The 14,339-nt window shown below is 75.2% G+C and carries 11 protein-coding genes; 8 read left to right on the top strand and 3 right to left on the bottom strand.

Going from position 1 to position 14,339, the window contains the following annotated elements; genetic code table 11:
- The first annotated feature begins 148 nt into the window (after positions 1–148).
- The 4 genes from dacB (at position 149) to ACLQ20_RS07880 (ending at position 5,570) form a co-directional block, all read left to right on the top strand.
- On the top strand, positions 149–1,597 hold the full coding sequence (gene dacB / locus ACLQ20_RS07895) for a D-alanyl-D-alanine carboxypeptidase/D-alanyl-D-alanine endopeptidase (protein ID WP_358121533.1): 1,449 nt from the start codon (positions 149–151) through the stop codon (positions 1,595–1,597).
- Between the two features lie 155 nt (positions 1,598–1,752).
- Complete coding sequence (locus ACLQ20_RS07890) at positions 1,753–2,823, top strand: zinc-dependent metalloprotease (RefSeq protein WP_151457677.1); 1,071 nt, start codon at positions 1,753–1,755, stop codon at positions 2,821–2,823.
- 10 nt (positions 2,824–2,833) lie between these two features.
- Positions 2,834–3,826 (top strand): tRNA lysidine(34) synthetase TilS, encoded by a 993-nt coding sequence (tilS, locus tag ACLQ20_RS07885; RefSeq protein ID WP_358121489.1) that lies wholly within the window; start codon positions 2,834–2,836, stop codon positions 3,824–3,826.
- A 103-nt stretch (positions 3,827–3,929) separates the two neighbouring features.
- Complete coding sequence (locus ACLQ20_RS07880) at positions 3,930–5,570, top strand: gamma-glutamyltransferase family protein (protein WP_425854718.1); 1,641 nt, start codon at positions 3,930–3,932, stop codon at positions 5,568–5,570.
- Positions 5,571–5,636: 66 nt separating this feature from the next.
- On the opposite strand, the gene ACLQ20_RS07875 is transcribed toward ACLQ20_RS07880, so the two are convergent.
- Positions 5,637–6,593: a GlxA family transcriptional regulator gene (locus tag ACLQ20_RS07875; RefSeq protein WP_132238610.1), complete on the bottom strand. Its 957-nt coding sequence runs from the start codon at positions 6,591–6,593 to the stop codon at positions 5,637–5,639.
- 150 nt (positions 6,594–6,743) lie between these two features.
- Here ACLQ20_RS07875 and ACLQ20_RS07870 point away from each other — a divergent pair, with 150 nt between their 5' ends.
- From ACLQ20_RS07870 to folE, 4 genes are all read left to right on the top strand, one after another.
- The gene (locus ACLQ20_RS07870; protein ID WP_358121493.1) at positions 6,744–6,881 is read left to right on the top strand and encodes a hypothetical protein; all 138 of its coding nucleotides are present in this window, start codon (positions 6,744–6,746) and stop codon (positions 6,879–6,881) included.
- Between the two features lie 102 nt (positions 6,882–6,983).
- Positions 6,984–7,559, top strand: a complete 576-nt coding sequence (hpt, locus tag ACLQ20_RS07865) for a hypoxanthine phosphoribosyltransferase (RefSeq protein ID WP_151455493.1) — start codon at positions 6,984–6,986, stop codon at positions 7,557–7,559.
- A gap of 493 nt (positions 7,560–8,052) precedes the next feature.
- Entirely contained in the window at positions 8,053–10,077 is a 2,025-nt protein-coding gene (gene ftsH / locus ACLQ20_RS07860) for an ATP-dependent zinc metalloprotease FtsH (protein WP_132238612.1), read from the top strand.
- A 38-nt stretch (positions 10,078–10,115) separates the two neighbouring features.
- Positions 10,116–10,781 carry a GTP cyclohydrolase I FolE gene (folE, locus tag ACLQ20_RS07855; protein ID WP_121401600.1) on the top strand — a complete coding sequence of 222 codons (666 nt, stop codon included), beginning with the start codon at positions 10,116–10,118 and terminating at the stop codon, positions 10,779–10,781.
- A 53-nt stretch (positions 10,782–10,834) separates the two neighbouring features.
- Here folE and ACLQ20_RS07850 read toward each other — a convergent pair whose 3' ends face one another.
- Entirely contained in the window at positions 10,835–11,599 is a 765-nt protein-coding gene (locus tag ACLQ20_RS07850) for a hypothetical protein (protein ID WP_425854717.1), read from the bottom strand.
- Positions 11,596–14,145 (bottom strand): FtsK/SpoIIIE domain-containing protein, encoded by a 2,550-nt coding sequence (locus tag ACLQ20_RS07845; RefSeq protein ID WP_425854715.1) that lies wholly within the window; start codon positions 14,143–14,145, stop codon positions 11,596–11,598. The genes ACLQ20_RS07850 and ACLQ20_RS07845 overlap by 4 nt, the downstream gene beginning before the upstream one ends.
- Between the last annotated feature and the right edge of the window lie 194 nt (positions 14,146–14,339).

Here is a 14,339-nt window from a genome sequence, read left to right as displayed (position 1 = left end):
GGCCGGTCCGGATGCCTCGTCGGGCTCGACCGACCTCTGGGCCGCCGCCGCGAACCGACCCGCCGGTGGTCCATCCGGCCCCGGTGGTCCATCCGGCCCCGGCGGCCCCGACGCGTCGCCCGCGCCGGCCTCCCGCCGCCGCCGGACCCTGCCCGTCGTGCTGGCTGCGGTGCTCGTGCTGGTGCTGGCCGCCGTCGGGATCGCCGTGGTCCGTCCGGGACCGGTGGCGGACTGGCTGGGCACCGAGCCCGCCGAGCGGGGGGCCGCCGAGACGGCGGCGGAACCGGCGCCCGTGGCGGTGCTGGCCGGCGTGGACGCGAACGCCCCGATGCCCACCCCCGAGGGCGTACGCGCCGCGCTCGCCCCCCTCGTCGGCGTGCCCGCCCTCGGCGACCGGGTCCACGTCTCGGTGGCCGACGTGACCACCGGCCAGCCGCTCTTCGGCCGGGGCGAGGACGACGGCACGGTGCCCGCCTCGGTGACCAAGCTGGTCACCGGGGTCACGGTGCTCGCCGCGCGCGGTCCGGCGTACCGCATCCCGACCCGGGCGGTGGCCGGCGCGTCCCCGGGCGAGGTGGTGATCGTCGGCGGCGGGGACCCCACGCTGGCGGTCGACAAGAACGGCTTCTACCCGGGCGCGGCTCGCCTGGACGACCTCGCCAACCAGGCGCGTGACGCCCTCGGCGGCACGAAGCCGACGAAGGTGACGGTCGACTCGTCCCTTTACTCCGGTCCGCTCTTCGAGCCGGGCTGGGACGACGACATCCCCACCGGCGGCTACGGCGGGGCGATCTCGGCGCTGATGACCGACGGGGCCCGCAGCGACGTGACCCGCGCGAAGAAGGACGAGGCGGCCGGCAACCACTGGGCCGAGCGGGTGTCCCAGCCCGACCTCGCGGCCGGCAGGGCCTTCGCCAGGCTGCTCGGCGTGCCGGCCGGCGCGGTCGCCCGCGGCACCGCCCCCGCCGGCTCCACCCCTGCGGCCGACGCGGGCACCACCTCCGCGGCCGCCCCGGGGCCCGGCGCGGAGCTGGGCAGGGTGGAGTCGCTGCCGATGGTCCGGCTGGTCGACATCATGATCAGCGACAGCGACAACATCGTCGCCGAGGCGCTGGCCCGGCAGGTCGCGTTGGCCCGCAACCAGCCGGCCTCGTTCGCCGGCGCCGGGGCGGCGATGGACGCCGTGGCCGGGGAGCTCGGCCTGCCGGCCGACGAACTCACCCTCGCCGACGGCAGTGGCCTGTCGCGCAGCAACCGGATCAGCCCCTCGCTGCTCACCGACCTGATCGCGCTCGCCGGCGACGGCAGCCGCCCCGAGCTGGCCGCGATCTTCGGCGGCCTGCCCGTCGCCGACTGGTCCGGCACCCTCGCCGACCGCTACGAGACGGCGGCGACGAAGGCCGGCGCCGGGGTGGTCCGGGCCAAGACCGGTACCTTGACCAAGGTGCACGCCGTCGCCGGCCTGGTCAGCACTGCCGACGGTCGGCTGCTCACCTTCGCCGTGCTCACCGACGCGGTGCCCCCCGACGGGCTGACGGCCGCCCGGGGGGCGCTGGACCAGATCGGCGCCGCCCTGGCCGGCTGCGGCTGCCGCTGACCGCCGCCTGGCGGGACGGGCGGCGCGTGCCGGCCTGAGCGGGACCGGCGTCACGTAGTGCCGGGGCCGGACGGGGACCGCGTCGGACGGGACCGGCGTCGATCGCCGGGCGCGAGCCCGGGCCGGGGTGTCGCGGCGCGGGTACGGTGGGGTGCATGGCGCAGTTCGTGGACTGGGATCTGGCCGCCGCGACCGCGGGGGCGCTGAGCAAGTCGGGCCCCCGGGTTTCGTACACCGAGGCCACCGACGTGGTCAGTGACCTGCGGCGGTTGACCGACGAGGCGGCGGGGCACGTCGCGGACTACACGGGTCTCCGCTCGCAGGTGTCGCACCCGCCCGTGCGGGTGGTGGACCGGCGGGACTGGGCGGCGACCAACATCGCCGGGCTGCGCGAGGTGATCACCCCCCTGGTCGGCCGGCTCACCAAGGACAAGCAGCCAAGCGCGCTGACCGAGGCGATCGGCTCCCGGGTCACCGGCGTACAGGCCGGCACCGTGCTGGCCTACCTCTCCGGCCGGGTCCTCGGCCAGTACGAGGTCTTCTCCGCCGACCCGGGGCAGTTGCTGCTGGTCGCGCCGAACATCGTCGAGGTGGAGCGCAAGCTCGGGGCCGACCCGCGCGACTTCCGGCTCTGGGTCTGCCTGCACGAGGTGACCCACCGCACCCAGTTCACCGCCGTGCCGTGGATGCGGGCGTACTTCCTCAGCGAGGTGCAGGCCTTCGTGGACGCGTCGTCCAGCGGCGGCGAGCACCTGCTGGAGCGGCTGCGCCGGGGCGTCGCCACGCTCTCGGACGCGGTGAAGGACCCGGAGAGCCGCACGAGCGTGCTGGACATCGTCCAGACCCCGGGGCAGCGGGCCGTGCTGGACCGGCTCACCGCGCTGATGACCCTGCTGGAGGGGCACGCCGAGTTCGTCATGGACGGCGTCGGCCCGCAGGTCGTCCCGAGCGTGGATCGGATCCGGGCGGCGTTCAACCGGCGCCGGGAGGCCGGCAACCCGCTGGAGAAGGCCATCCGCCGGCTGCTCGGCATCGAGGTCAAGATGCGTCAGTACGCCGAGGGCCGCAAGTTCGTGCACGGCGTCGTGGACCGGGTAGGCATGGCGGGCTTCAACAAGATCTTCGACTCGCCGCTCACCCTGCCCCGGCTGGAGGAACTGGGAGACCCGGACGCCTGGGTGGCGCGGGTGCACGGGCCGGTCGGCCCGGCCCCGACCGCCGGCTGACCGTACGCCCGTGGCCGCGCTCGCTCCGCCGGTGGCCGCGATCCGGGTCGCGGTCCGCCGGGCGCTGGCCGACCTGCCGCCCGGAGGGCCGGTGCTGGTCGCCTGCTCGGGCGGCGCGGACTCGCTCGCGCTGGCCGCCGCCACCGCGTTCGTGGCGCCCCGGCTGGGTCGCGCCGCCGGCCTGGTGACGGTCGACCACGGCCTCCAGGAGGGCTCGGCGCGGCGGGCCGCGGCGGTGGTGACCTGGGCCCGCGAGGTCGGCCTGGCCCCGGTCGAGTCGGTGCGGGTGGAGGTGGCCGGGCGCCCGGGCGGGCCCGAGGCGGCCGCCCGCGAGGCGCGCTACCTGGCGCTCGCCGAGGTGGCCGGCCGGCTCGGGGCGATGGCCCTGCTCACCGGGCACACCCGCGACGACCAGGCGGAGACCGTGCTGCTCGCGCTCGCCCGGGGCGCCGGCCCGCGCGGGCTGGCCGGGATGCCCGCCCGACGGGACCTCGACGGGGTGCCGCTGCTGCGCCCGCTGCTGGAGGTCGGCCGGGAGCAGACCCGCACGGCGTGCGCGGTGCTCGGGCTGAACCCCTGGGAGGACCCGCACAACGCCGATCCGTCGTACGCCCGGGCCCGGGTCCGGGCCGACCTGCTGCCCGCCCTGGTCCGCGCGCTCGGGCCGGGGGTGCTGGACAACCTGGCCCGGACCGCCCGGCTGGTGGCGGCGGACAACGCCGTCCTCGACGAGCTGGCCGACGCCGCGCTGGCCGACGTCCGCCATCCCGACGGCGGGCTCGCGGTGCGGGCGCTGGCCGAGCTCCCGCCGGCGGTACGCGGCCGGGTGCTGCACGCCTGGGCCCGGGAGTTGGGCGCCTCACCCGCCGCCCTGTCGCACCGGCACGTGACCGCGCTGGACACGCTGGTGACCGGCTGGCGGGGGCAGGGGGCGGCGCACCTGCCGGGCGGGCTGCGGGTGCTGCGCCGCGACGGCCGGCTCGCCGCCATCGGCTCCCGCTGATCCGCTCCGCCGGACGGTGACCCCGTGGCCCGGGCGCCGGTCCGTCGGCCCGGGGCCCGGTTCCGGGGCCGCGGGATCCGCCGGGAGGCGGTAGACATGGCGCATGGCGTACCCCCGACAGCCGCTCTTCGCGCCGCACGGCGCGGTGGCGACGAGCCAGCCGCTGGCCGCGGCGGCCGGCCTGGCCGTGCTGCGACGCGGCGGCAACGCCGTCGACGCGGCCCTCGCCACCGCGATCACCCTGACCGTGGTGCAGCCCCCGTCCAACGACATCGGCGGTGACCTGTTCGCGATCGTCTGGGACGGCGAGCGGCTGCACGGCCTCAACGCCTCCGGCCGGTCCCCGGCGGCCCTGACCCGCGAGCTGGTGCTCGCCGCGACCGGGGGGTCCGGCGCGGCCCCGGTCGACGCCCTGGGCGGCGCGCAGCGGGCCGGGCCGGCGATGCCCGCCCGGGGCTGGCTGCCGGTGACCGTCCCCGGCGCCCCGGCTGGTTGGCGCGACCTGCACGACCGGTTCGGCTCGCTGCCCTTCGCGGATCTCTTCGCCGACGCGATCGGCTACGCCGAGCACGGTCATCCGGTCTCCCCCGGCGTGTCGGGGATCTGGTCACGTGCGCTCGCCGCACCCGGCCCGACCGGCGCGGAGTTCGCCGAGTTCGACCGCGTGTTCGCGCCCGGCGGCCGGGCGCCCCGGGCCGGGGAGCGCTGGCGCAACCCGGACGCGGCGCGGACCCTGCGGCTGATCGCCGACACCGGGGCGGAGGACTTCTACCGGGGCGGGATCGCGGAGGCGCTGGCCGCGCACGCGGCCCGCACCGGCGGCCTGATCACCGGCGACGACCTGGCCCGGCACGCCTCGACGTGGGTGACCCCGGTGTCCGCCCGCTACCGGGGCCACGAGGTCTGGGAGTTGCCGCCCAACGGGCAGGGCCTGGCGGCGCTGCTGGCGCTGCACATCCTCGACGGGGCCGACCTCGCCGGGCTGCCGCTCGCCGAGCGGCTGCACCGGCAGATCGAGGCGATGAAGCTCGGCTTCGCCGACGCGCACGCCCACGTCGCCGACCCGGAGCGGGTGCCGGTGCCGACGGAGGCGCTGCTCTCGCCGGCGTACGCGGCGGCCCGCCGCGCGCTGATCAGCGAGCGGGCGGGGGAGCCGACGGCCGGCGACCCGGAGCGCGGCGGCACGGTCTATCTCTGCACCGCCGACGCCGGCGGCATGATGGTCAGCCTGATCCAGTCGACCTACCTGGCGTTCGGCTCCCGCGTGGTGCTGCCCGGGCACGGCTTCGCCCTGCAGAACCGGGGGCTCGGGTTCCGCCTCGACCCCGCCCACCCCAACGTGGTGGGGCCGGCGAAGCGGCCTTACCACACGATCATCCCCGGCTTCCTCACCCGCGATGGGCGGCCGGTGGGCCCGTTCGGGGTGATGGGCGGGCACATGCAGCCGCAGGGGCACGTGCAGCTCGTCTCGGCGACCCTGGACGGCGGGCTCGACCCGCAGGCGGCGCTGGACGCACCGCGCTGGTACTGGCACGCCGGCCGGTCGGTGCTGGTCGAGTCGGAGCTGGTCGCCACCGCCGAGGGGCGGGCCGCGGTCGACGAGCTGCGGGCCCGGGGGCACGAGATCGCCGTCGCGGAGGAGACGGGGGTCTTCGGGCACGGGCAGGCGATCTGGCGACTGCCGGACGGCGGCTACGTCGTCGGCTCGGAGCCCCGGGTGGGCGGGGGGATGCTCGGCTGGTGACCGGAGCCCCGGGCGTGCCGTCGGCCCCGCTTCCGGTGCCGCGGTCCGACGTCGCGGGTCCGGGGCTCAGGCCTCCACGCGTTCGCGGAACGTGGTCCGGTAGGTGTGGGGCGTGGCGCCGACCCGGCGGGCGAAGTGGTGCCGCAGCGCCGCCGAGTCGCCGAAGCCGGCCCGGTCGGCGACGGCCTCGACGCTGAGCCCGGTCTCCTCCAGCAGCCGCCGGGCCAGCAGCACCCGCTGGTTGGTCAGCCAGTCGTGCGGCGTGGTGCCGGTCTCGGCGCGGAACCGCCGGGCAAACGTGCGCGGCGACATCTCCGCCCGCGCGGCCAGCTCGTCGACGGTGACCGGGCGGTCCAGGTGCCCCATCAGCCATTCCAGCACCGGCTCCAGCGTCGGCGCCTCAGGGGTCTCGGGGATGGGTGCCTCGATGTACTGCGCCTGTCCGCCGTCGCGGTGCGGGGGCACCACCATCCGGCGGGCCAGCCGGGTGGCCGTCGCCGAGCCGTGCTCCTGGCGGATCAGGTGCAGGCAGGCGTCGATGCCGGCGGCCGTGCCGGCGCTGGTGAGCAGCCGGCCGTCCTGCACGTAGAGCGAGTTGCAGCGGACCCTGGCGGTCGGGTGACGGCGTTGCAGTTCGTCGACGTACCGCCAGTGGGTGGTGCACTCCCGGCCGTCGAGCAGGCCGGCCTCGCCCAGCACGAACGCGCCGGAGCAGACACTGAAGACGTACGCCCCCCGGTCGGCGGCGCGGCGCAGCGCGGCGAGCACCGTGCCGGGCACGACGGTGCCGTGATGGGCCGGGACGGCGACCAGGTCGGCCTCCTCCATCGGGCCGAGGTCGGCGTGCGGGGTCAGGTGGAAGCCCGACGAGGTGCGCACCGGGGCCCCGTCGGGGCTGCACACGTGGAAGCGGTGGTCGGGGAACCCGTCGGCGGTGCGGTCGGTCCCGAAGACCTCGGCGAGGACCCCGAGCTCGAACGTGGCGACCTGGTCCAGGGCGAGGACGGCGACCGATCTGAGCATGTGACGAGGGTAACCGCACGGGTGGCAGGAAATCGAGGGTGCGTGGCATTCCTGCCACTGTCCGGGTGGCGGTGGCCGGCGGAGACTGGTTCCAGTCCGGTGCGCACCGGCGGCGAAACCGACAGCAACCATGCGAAAGCGAGCGCCGCCATGGAGATCCTGCTCTTCCTCTTCTTCTTCGTCCTCCTGGCCCTGGCCTCGGCCGCCGGCCTCACCGTCGACAGCCGGGACTCGGCCGACTGGAAGCCGTCCGACGACGGTCGCCGCTGGCGGTCGCGTGCCTGCTGAGGTGGTTCGCGGCCTTCGTCAGGGTTCGTCCGGGGTGGGACCGCGCCCAGAAGGGGCGGCCCCGCCGACGGAGGCCATCCGGCGTACGGCAGGCTAGGAGCCATGGCTGACGGCTCCTGGTACGACGCCGACATCGACCACGTGATCATCTCCGAGGCGCAGATCCGCGAGAAGACCGCGGAACTCGCCAAGCAGGTGTCGGCGGACTACGCCGACGTCGATGACGGGCTCCTGCTGGTCTGCGTCCTCAAGGGCGCGGTGATGTTCATGGCCGACTTCGCCCGGGCGCTGGGCCGCAGCGGGCCGCCCGCCGAGCTGGACTTCATGGCCATCTCCTCCTACGGCCAGGGCACCACCTCCTCCGGCGTGGTCCGCATCCTCAAGGACCTCGACCGGGACATCGCCGGCCGGCACGTGGTCGTGGTCGAGGACATCGTCGACTCCGGCCTGACCCTGTCCTGGCTGCTGCGCTACCTGGAGTCCCGCTCGGCCGCGAGCGTCGAGGTGGTGGCGCTGTTCCGCAAGCCGGACGCGGTCAAGGTGCCGGTGCCGGTGAAGTACGTCGGCTTCGACATCCCGACCGAGTTCGTCGTCGGCTACGGCCTCGACTTCGGCGAGCGCTACCGCGAGCTGCCCTACGTCGGGGTGCTCAAGCCTGAGGTGTACGCCCGCACCTGAGCCCTCGCCGGCCCGGTCACATCGGCACCGGTCGAGCGGACGTTCAGCGGGCTCTCAGCGATTCGGACTACGGTAGAGGCCGGTGGCGTGGAGGCATCCTCCACGCCCGACCCCTCGAACCGCGGGACCGGGCGGACGGGAGGCCGGGCGCGGAGCTCCCGTCACGCCGGCTGGACCCGGTTCGCCCTACGCGTAATTGTTGGGCTCGCAAGCGCGCTCCACGCGCGCACGATGATCGGATCGTGCGCGATGTCGGGGTTCGCAAGCTCGCTCGGTGCGCGCACAGCTGTTCCCTTTGTGCGCGACTGCGGGGCTCGCAAGCTCACTCCTCGCGTGCACGGTGTACCGTCGAATGACCGCGGCGCGGCAGTTTCGTGCCTCGGGGTCGAGCCGGCCCGCACGGCGGCTCCGGCCGCCGCCACAGGCGGCGACACCATCAGACGGTCAGGACGTCGATCAGGAGGATGCGGGCGCCTCGGCGCTCGACAACAGCATGGAACGTACGCGTTTCTTCCGCCGACCGGTGGTCTGGATCATCCTGGTCATCCTCGGCGCCGTTGTGCTCAGTCAACTGTTCACCGCTGGTCCCAGCTACCACCGGGTGGACACTTCCATTGCGCTCGACCAGCTCAACAAGGGCGGCATCGACAAGGTCGTCTTCCAGGACAAGGAGCAGACGCTCCGGCTCGACCTGAAGGACAAGGCCAAGTTCGGTGACACCGACACCGACCGGATCGAGGCGCAGTTCCCCTACGAGGTCGGCGACGAGGTCTGGAACGAGGTCCTCGAGGCCAAGGCGAACAACCGGGTCACCGGCCCGGCCAACGTCGAGGTGTCGTCCGACAGCATCTGGGTGAGCCTGCTGGTCAACCTGCTCCCGATCGCCCTGCTGGTGCTCCTGCTGCTCTTCTTCATGTCGCAGATGCAGGGCGGCGGCTCCCGGGTGCTCAACTTCGGCAAGTCCAAGGCGAAGATGATCACCAAGGACACGCCGAAGACCACGTTCGCGGACGTGGCCGGCGCCGAGGAGGCCGTCGAGGAGCTGCACGAGATCAAGGACTTCCTGCAGAACCCGGCGAAGTACCAGGCCCTGGGCGCCAAGATCCCGAAGGGCGTCCTGCTCTTCGGCCCGCCCGGCACCGGTAAGACGCTGCTGGCCCGCGCCGTCGCCGGCGAGGCCGGGGTGCCCTTCTACTCGATCTCCGGCTCGGACTTCGTGGAGATGTTCGTCGGTGTCGGCGCCAGCCGGGTCCGCGACCTCTTCGAGCAGGCCAAGGCGAACGCCCCGGCCATCGTCTTCGTCGACGAGATCGACGCCGTCGGCCGCCACCGCGGCGCCGGCATGGGCGGCGGTCACGACGAGCGCGAGCAGACCCTCAACCAGCTGCTCGTCGAGATGGACGGCTTCGACACCAAGGGCGGGGTCATCCTGATCGCCGCCACCAACCGGCCGGACATCCTCGACCCGGCGCTGCTGCGCCCGGGCCGCTTCGACCGGCAGATCCCGGTGGACGCCCCCGACATGGAGGGCCGCAAGGCGATCCTGCGGGTGCACGCCAAGGGCAAGCCGTTCACCCCCGACGTCGACCTCGACGCGGTGGCCCGGCGTACCCCGGGCTTCAGCGGTGCCGACCTGGCCAACGTGATCAACGAGTCCGCGCTGCTCACCGCCCGCAAGGACCAGCGGGCGATCAGCAACGACTCCCTGGAGGAGTCGATCGACCGGGTGATCGCCGGTCCGCAGCGCCGCACCCGGGTGATGAGCGACCAGGAGAAGAAGATCACCGCGTACCACGAGGGTGGGCACGCGCTGGTCGCCTGGGCGCTGCCGCACGCCGCGCCGGTGCACAAGGTGACGATCCTGTCCCGCGGTCGGTCGCTGGGCCACACCCTGGTCCTGCCCACCGAGGACAAGTACACCCAGACCCGCGCCGAGATGGTCGACACCCTGGCGTACGCGCTGGGTGGCCGGGCCGCCGAGGAACTGGTCTTCCACGAGCCGACCACCGGCGCCGGCAACGACATCGAGAAGGCCACCCAGCTGGCCCGCGCGATGATCACGCAGTACGGCATGAGCTCCAAGCTCGGCGCGATCAAGTACGGCACCAGCGGCGACGAGCCGTTCCTCGGCCGCAACATGGGCCACGAGCGGGACTACTCCGACGTCGTCGCCGCCGAGATCGACGGCGAGATGCGGGCGCTGATCGAGCTGGCCCACGACGAGGCCTGGGAGATCCTGGTGGAATACCGGGACGTCCTGGACAACATCGTGCTGGAGCTGATGGAGAAGGAGACCCTCTCCACCGCCGACATGGCCCGGATCTGCGCCCGGGTGGCCAAGCGGCCGCCGATGGCGCCGTACAACGGCTTCGGCAAGCGCCAGCCCTCCACCGAGCCGCCCGTGCTCACGCCGGCGGAGAAGGACGCGCTCAAGGTGCAGGCCCAGGCCGACGGCGCCCAGGCGACGGTGGGCGGCGGCACCTCGAACAACTCCAACAACTCGGACGGTACGCACTGAGCACGGACCCGACGGCCAGTTCCCGGGAGCACCGGGGACTGGCCGTCTCCGCGACCGAGCCGGACGGCGACGACACCCTCGACTACGTCGCCGCGCGCCTGATCAGCGGCAAGCTCACCGGTCGGCCCGTCGAGGAGACCATGGACCTCGGGCGGATCGAGAAGGCGGTCCGCGAGATCCTCATCGCCGTCGGGGAGGACCCGGACCGCGACGGGCTCCAGCAGACGCCGGCCCGGGTCGCCCGGGCGTACGCCGAACTCTTCGCCGGCCTCCGGGTCGACCCGGCCCAGGTGCTCAGCACCACCTTCGAGGCCAACCACGAGGAGCTGGTGCTCGTCCGGGACATCGACGTGATGAGCCTGTGCGAGCACCACCTGCTGCCGTTCCGCGGCAGCGCCCACATCGGCTACATTCCCGGGCCGGACGGCCGGATCACCGGCCTGTCGAAGCTGGCCCGGCTGGTCGAGGTCTTCGCCCGCCGGCCGCAGGTCCAGGAGCGGCTCACCTCGCAGATCGCCGACCTGCTGATGGAGCGGCTCGCGCCGCGCGGCGTGGTGGTGGTGCTCGAATGCGAGCACATGTGCATGGCGATGCGCGGCATCCAGAAGTCGGGTGCCAAGACCATCACCTCGGCCGTACGGGGCACCCTCCAGCGCGACGCCAAGTCGCGCGCCGAGGCGATGGCGCTGATCATCCCCCGCTGATTGCGACAGACCGGCCGGCCGAACCCACACCCGGGTCGGCCGGCCGTCGCGCGTCAGCCGGCCAGCATCGCGAGCAACAGGCCCGCGCTGACCAGTACCGCCGGGACCAGGCACACCAGGGCGCCGAGCCGGGCCGTGCGCTCCACCCGGCCACCCGCCGGCGGCGGAAAGAGCCGCCCGACGCCGATCCAGCCCGCCACGAACGCCACCGCCGGCATCGGCAGCCCGCAGACCAGCGCGGCCACGCTCGCCGCCCCGGTGCCGGTCGTCACGAACAACACCAGCTGGATCGCCGGCACCAGCAGCGCCAGCGGCCCGTACACCAGCAGGTTCCGCAGGCGCGGCGGCCAGGCGGCCAGGCGGGGCAGCCCACGCGCGGCGAGCGTCGCGTCCGCGGCGTCCGCCCGGCCCCGGGCGGTGCGCAGTGCGGCCAGCACCGCCGCCGGCCCGCCCGCCATCGCCCGGGTCGCCTCGGTCAGCTCCGGCGGCGTCGGGACCAGCGAGATCGGCGGTACGCCCCGCTCGTGCAGCCGGGCCTCCTGCGACGCCAGCCGGGTGCGTACGGCGGTCAGTTCCTCGCGGGCGGCCTGCACCGACCGGGCCTGCTCGCCGGCGGCGGTGGCCGCGTCGCGGCGTACCCCGTCGAGCTGGCGGGCGGCGGCGAGGTACTCGGTCCACGCGGCCCGCACCGGGTCGACGCCCCCGACGCTCTCCGCCTGCCCGGCCGTGTCGGCGCGTTCCGGCGTCGGGTCGGCGCCGGAACGCTGCCGCCCCGGCGCGGCGTGCCCCGTCGTGGTCCGTGCCCCGCCACGGGTCATCCGGGCTCCCCCTCCTCGCCGAACGGGACCAGCACGGTGCCCTGCTCGCCGGGACCGTCCCAGAGCACCGCCCGGCCGGGGCGGGGCCGCCACTGCACCTGCCGCCCGAAGACCGACGTCAGCTGCGCACCCGGCAGGTCCACCACGGCCACGGCGGCGAGCTTGTCCACCTCGCCCTCGGGTTCGAGCAGCGCCGCGAACGACGGCACCGTTCGCCAGCGGCCCAGCAGGTGCCGGCCGGCGGGCGGGCCCTCCAGCAGCCGCGCGCGCAGCCGCTCCGGAGGCAGCTGCTCCGGGGTCGGCACGTCCAGCCCGAAGACCACCAGGTAGGCCGGCACGGCGTCGTCCACGGCGGCGAGCAGGCCGGTCAGGTCCACTATGTCCACCGGATGCCGCCCGGCCAGCTCGGTCGCCAACGCCTCGGCCACCGGCCGGCACTCCTCGTCCGGCGCGGCGAGCACGAAGCGGGCGGCCCCCGGCGCGTGGTGCACCGCCACGCTGCGCGCCGCGGTGACCAGCAGCCGGGCCGCCTCCGGCCCGGGACCGAGCACGGCCAGGTTCCGCCCCGGAGCCGGCCCGAGCGACACGGCGACGGTGCTCCGGGGCACGTCCACCGCCCGACCCAGCAGGGCGGCGGGACCGGGCGCCTGCCCAGCGAGCGCGGCCCGGTGCCGGGGATCGTTGCGCAGGAGCGGGCGGGCGTAGCCGGCGAAGACCACCGGCGGGGTGGCCCCCTCCGGGCGGGCCGACCAGAGCCGGTGCCGCAGCGCCTCCACCGTGTCGGGGTGGTCCTGCGGATCCGGGAACCGGACCATCCGCTCGTGCCCCCGGATCGCGCCCCGGGGCCCGCCGAGCCCGCCTGCGGTGTTCACCACCGCGCTGCCCACCGGCAGCCCGGCGGCAGAGTCGTTCGTCGGCTCCAGCACGGCGCCCCCACCGGGCAGCGCCACCCGCACCGGGAACTGCCCCAGCACCGAGTCCCGGTCCGTACGTGAGCCCAACCCCAGGTCGCCCTCGCCGGCCAGCACCAGGTGCACCCCGTACGCGCGCCCGGTCCGGGCCAGCGCGTCCAGCCGGGCGGTGGCGTCGGCGGCCAGCCGGTCCCGCTCGGCGAAGAGCAACGGGAGATTGTCGAGCACACACACGATCCGGGGCATGGCTTGGTGCTGCCGCAGCTCGGCGAAGCGCTGCCCGCCGGCCCGGGCGCCCGCCTCCTCGCGCCGGCGTACCTCCGCCACCAGCTCGTCCAGCAGGCTCAGCACGTACTCCCGGTCGGCGGCCATCGCGGCGGCCCGCACCTGCGGGATCCACGACCGGTCCCGCTCGGTCTGGAGGAACTCCACGAAGGACTCGGCGTCGGCGAGATCCGCCAGGTAGAGAGCCAGCTCCTCGGGGCCGTACCTGGCGGTCAGGCCGAGCAGCGCGGTGGTGAGGAACGTGGAGCGACCCGTGCCCGAGCGGCCGCTGACCAGCCAGTGCGGCGTCAGCTCCGTGAAGCCGAGCGACACGGGACGGCCACCGGCGTCCCCGACGGTCGTGGTCAGCCCGCCCACCCCGCTCGCCGTCCACAGCTCCTCGTCGGCCGCCGGCAGCAGGTCGGTCAGCGCCAGCCGGGAACCCGCCTCCACCTGCGCGGCCAGCCGATGGCAGACCGCATCGACGAGTTCGGCCGGCGGATCCGCCTCGATGAAGACCGGCGAGTTCAGCCCGCCCGGCGGCTCGGCGCCCGGGCCGGCGAACGACCCGCCCGGCGGGTCACCCAGCAGCGCGTACGCGGTCCGGACCGCCAGCGCCGTCGCGCGCGGCAGCGGCTTCCGGTCGCCTGCCGGGGGCCAGCCCGCCACCACGAGGTGCAGCCCTGCGGACCGGCCCGGCTCGGCCAGGGCCTCGATCCGGGCCAGGTCGGTGGGACCGGTCGACTCGGGCAGCGCGGCGATCACCAGCAGTAGCGTCCGGTCGTGCCGGCGTCGCCCGCTCGACCCCGGGGTCACCCACTGCTCGGCCTCGGTGAGCACGGCCCGCAGCCCGGCCACGTCCACCGCCGGGGGCGGCAGCAGGCCCGCGTCCGCGAGCGGCGCGAACGGCGCGAGGGCCGAGCCGGTCGCGTCCACCGCGCGGACCAGCAGCGCCCCGGCCGGGGTCGCCGCCAACAGCCGCAGCAGTACGCCCCGCAGCAGCCCCGCCACCCGGGGATCCCGGGCGTCCACGTCCACCGAGAGGTGACCCGTGCCGAGCAACGGCACCAGCGCGGGGAACCGGGCGTCGTCCAGCGGTGCCGCCGTACCGACCCGGACGAAGGGAGGCGGCCCCTCACCGGCCGGTGTGGCCGGTGCCACCGTCTCCAGGGGAGCGCCCGCCCAGCCGGGGGCCAGCACCGCCGCCGCGGACCGGAGGCGGTCGGCCAACTCGTACTGGCGGCGCTGGTCGGCGGGAACGGGCCGGGTGTCGTCGAGGACGCTCGCGGCGGCGGTCGCGGTGGCGGCGGCCCGCCGGTGCAGTGCGGCGGCGCGGTTGGTGCGTGCCTTCGGACCGGCCACCGCGTCCACCCCCTCCGCCCGAGGTCGACAACCCCTCCCCGCGCAGAGACCGTAACCCAGCCGGGCCGACTCGTCCGGGATGCGCGGCGGCACTGCGCCGGGGATGTCGTGGATCTCACCGATGGGGAGTGGTCCGTCACGATCCGCTGGATCTGGGGCATTGGGTCTACCGCGTCCAGCCGCTAGCCTCAGAGGGTGGAATC

Origin of the sequence: Micromonospora sp. DT46, assembly GCF_049841735.1 — a bacterium.
Lineage (GTDB): Bacteria > Actinomycetota > Actinomycetes > Mycobacteriales > Micromonosporaceae > Micromonospora > Micromonospora reichwaldensis.
This window is presented reverse-complemented; position numbering and strand designations above follow the sequence as displayed.

Bases quoted from the DNA above. Each gene is read 5' to 3' on its own strand.
- ACLQ20_RS07890 (WP_151457677.1), top strand. From the start codon at position 1,753: ATGGCGCAGTTCGTGGACTGGGATCTGGCCGCCGCGACCGCGGGGGCG.
- ACLQ20_RS07880 (WP_425854718.1), top strand. From the start codon at position 3,930: ATGGCGTACCCCCGACAGCCGCTCTTCGCGCCGCACGGCGCGGTGGCG.
- ACLQ20_RS07875 (WP_132238610.1), bottom strand. From the start codon at position 6,593: ATGCTCAGATCGGTCGCCGTCCTCGCCCTGGACCAGGTCGCCACGTTC.
- ACLQ20_RS07870 (WP_358121493.1), top strand. From the start codon at position 6,744: ATGGAGATCCTGCTCTTCCTCTTCTTCTTCGTCCTCCTGGCCCTGGCC.
- hpt (WP_151455493.1), top strand. From the start codon at position 6,984: ATGGCTGACGGCTCCTGGTACGACGCCGACATCGACCACGTGATCATC.
- ftsH (WP_132238612.1), top strand. From the start codon at position 8,053: ATGGAACGTACGCGTTTCTTCCGCCGACCGGTGGTCTGGATCATCCTG.
- ACLQ20_RS07850 (WP_425854717.1), bottom strand. From the start codon at position 11,599: ATGACCCGTGGCGGGGCACGGACCACGACGGGGCACGCCGCGCCGGGG.